Here is a 2,841-nt window from a genome sequence, read left to right as displayed (position 1 = left end):
AAGTTGGTAAATGCCGATATATCCCGTATTTTAGGGCTTTATCGGTATTTTCTTTTTGGAAGATACCTTGCATAAGCTGGCATTTACCAGCATGAAAATGCAACCAAAAGTAGTAAATGAGTAGTAAATATAAGCTCCGATATTAACAAGCCAGTCTTTCCAGTTCTGCTTTTGCAGATTGAAATGTACCGTGTGCATAATAGCCAAGTGTCATGGTTATGTTAGCGTGTCCCATAAGATATTGCAGGGTGTTTGGGTTCATTCCTCTGTTTGCCATATTCGTACAGTAAGTATGTCGGAATGAATGTGGTGTGATGTTCGGTAACTTGTCCGTGTGATACTTGTTATACTTCTTAATTAGTCCTCGCACCATGCCCTCATAGTTTCCTGCAACTTTAGGTAAGCCCTCACGGTTCAAGAATAGGAAATTGCTATAACCACCTACAATCAACGGTTGTGCCTTTCCTCTGTTCTTTAGTATTCTTTGGATTGCTTGATAAGCCCGTTCTGTCAATGGAAGTTCTCGTTTTCCGTTTTTGGTCTTTGGCGTTTCAATATAGTAGCCGATTTCGCTGTCTTTCAATAACTGGTGGTCTATATTGAGTATTCTGTTCTGCATATCAATATGCGTCGTTAGTCCGCAAAATTCAGAAATACGAAGTCCCGTTTCCAGCAGAAGCACAACCTCATCATAATACTTGCTGTAAATCTTATCCTTTTCCATAAAGGCAAGCAGGCGTTCTTCCTGCTCTGGTGTAAGGATAACTTTCTGCTCCGTATCATCTTCCAGAACATCACTTAGCTTAAATTCAAACGGGTTCTTTCTGATACAGTCGTCTTGTATCGCCATGTAAAATGACGCTTTCAAGGAACGCTTGTAGTTATCAATCGTTTTATAGGCGTATCCTTTTTCGCTCATTCTGATAGCCCATTCTTTAGCGTCCGACTGCTTAACAGTATCAATCGCCCTCATACCCAATGGGTCATTTTTCAGAGCGTTCATAAGATACTGTCGTCCTTTTTCAGTAGCCCTCTTGATGTTCTTTCTTTGGCTGTTCTTCTTGTCGTAGAGCTGGCAGACTGTCATTTTACCGCCTGCTGTATCGATACCGTCGTTAAGGTCTTTTTTAATCTGTGCTTCTTTTTCCCTCAACGATATATCATCACGCTTTCCAGCAGGTGTCTTGTCTGTCGGTACAAGTTTCCAAGAATAGATAAATTGTGGCTTTCCGTATATATCGGTATATTTATAAACGTATCTTCCGTCTTTTCGCTGGCTCTCTCCATTACGCAAATTGCGATTTTTACTGTCTTTTCGTTTTACATTAGACATAGTGTAAAGCTCCTTTCCGTCATGGAACGAGCCGTGATACGCTATATTTATTATACCATATCTACGGCTCAATGACATTAGATTTCGTCCAATGTATCTATGATTTTTTCAAATTGTTTTCGCTTAATCTGAATACGGTTGCCGTTCACGATAACCCAGCCAGCGTCAAGATTTTCTTCGGCTAATTTACGCAATTTCTTTTCGCCAATGCGGAAGTATTTGGACGCTTCTTCAACCGTCAGCGTATATTTTTCCCAAATAGGCACATCAGTATTGTTCATAATCTATGCACCCCCTTTACTGTGTGTCGTTTTTTACAAGCAGGCAGACGGCTTTGGAAAGCTCCATTAGTATCTCAACTATTCCCATTCTTGTGGGCAGAACCGCACCATGCGGACGTATCATTATTCTGTGAGGATAGGTCGTGGCAAAACAACTTTTCCAACAGTCGCTCTCGGATCACTGCGTGGGTCGCTCGCTTTCTTTTGAAAAGGTCGTGGCGTACAGTCCCCGTGGCTCGCCATCTCACAAACGTATCTGTCTGCTTTATTCAGTTGTCAAAGAGCTGTGGCGAAAGCGTGTTGCTTTCATATAAAAGCAGGTGGCAGAGCAGGAAAGAGGGGGACATTAAATCATGCTCCGCTAAAAACTGCTTATTCTTCTGGTTCTAAGTCCATATCTTCAATATCAAAACCTAAAATCATTTTGATAAGTGCTTCTCTGATACGTCCTTTTAATTCCATATCTACAACGATATAAACATTGCCGTATTCATCATAAAGTGAACGCAAACAGCACTTTGATATGTAAGGGTCATAAAATGCCAGTAATTTTTCAATCGCTTTTTCGTTTCCGTCCATAGCTGATGAAATCAAGTAATAAGACGGTTTCTTAAATAACTGTTTCATTTTCTAATGTTCCTCCTTGAGTATTTTTTTCATAGTTTCCAAAGCGTGATGTCGGTTTCTAAATACACCGCTTTGCGTGATTTTCTGCAAGTTGGCAATTTCACTTTCTGTCATTTCCAAGAAGTAATACATCAACAGAGTATTGCGTTTTCTTTCTGGAAGTTTCTTCAAGGCTTCTGCCAATTCATCATCAAGGACACGAATATCAATGCCACATACTGAAAAGATTGTATAATCTGTTTCGTAGTCGTCCCAAACAGCCATTTTATCAACAAGGACATCTGGCAATTCGCTGAAAGATATTTCTTTATTCTTACGACGGTTTAATTCCTTGTAATAATCTTTCACGACACTACGGACAACTTTCTTTAAACAACTTTCAAAACGACATTGAACTGTTTTCTGGAAGTCAGACGGTTTCATCAATCTCACCTCCTTTCCTTTATGATTTGAAAAGTGTTTATCCCTCTTTCCGCACCATATAAGGACAGCTAGGTGTGATTTAATGACCTCTTTTGAAAAATTTTTTAAATTTTTTCGGGTATGAAAAAAGCCCGCACAAAACATATAGTCTGTACGAGCCTTTAAAGCTAAAACATA

4 protein-coding genes are annotated in these 2,841 nt (G+C 39.6%); all 4 read right to left on the bottom strand.

From position 1 onward, the window contains the following. Window positions 1-142 precede the first annotated feature (142 nt). Entirely contained in the window at window positions 143-1,333 is a 1,191-nt protein-coding gene (locus tag DXB52_RS15280; protein WP_032684686.1) for a site-specific integrase, read from the bottom strand. A 77-nt stretch (window positions 1,334-1,410) separates the two neighbouring features. After that, window positions 1,411-1,614 (bottom strand): excisionase, encoded by a 204-nt coding sequence (locus tag DXB52_RS15275; RefSeq protein ID WP_002322728.1) that lies wholly within the window; start codon window positions 1,612-1,614, stop codon window positions 1,411-1,413. Window positions 1,615-1,986: 372 nt separating this feature from the next. Further along, on the bottom strand, window positions 1,987-2,241 hold the full coding sequence (locus tag DXB52_RS15265) for a helix-turn-helix domain-containing protein (protein WP_002322727.1): 255 nt from the start codon (window positions 2,239-2,241) through the stop codon (window positions 1,987-1,989). Window positions 2,242-2,244: 3 nt separating this feature from the next. Next, a partial coding sequence (locus DXB52_RS15260) for a sigma-70 family RNA polymerase sigma factor (RefSeq protein WP_243024362.1) occupies window positions 2,245-2,841 on the bottom strand: 597 nt, incomplete at its 5' end.

The sequence above is a fragment of the Ruminococcus sp. OM04-4AA genome (assembly GCF_003462585.1).
GTDB classification, from domain to species: Bacteria; Bacillota; Clostridia; order Lachnospirales; family Lachnospiraceae; genus Mediterraneibacter; species Mediterraneibacter faecis.
Note: the sequence above shows the minus strand (reverse complement) of the source record. Positions and strands in the feature narration are given on the sequence as shown.

Excerpts from the sequence above, each read along its gene's own strand:
- DXB52_RS15280 (WP_032684686.1), bottom strand. The coding sequence starts at position 1,333 with ATGTCTAATGTAAAACGAAAAGACAGTAAAAATCGCAATTTGCGTAAT.
- DXB52_RS15275 (WP_002322728.1), bottom strand. The coding sequence starts at position 1,614 with ATGAACAATACTGATGTGCCTATTTGGGAAAAATATACGCTGACGGTT.
- DXB52_RS15265 (WP_002322727.1), bottom strand. The coding sequence starts at position 2,241 with ATGAAACAGTTATTTAAGAAACCGTCTTATTACTTGATTTCATCAGCT.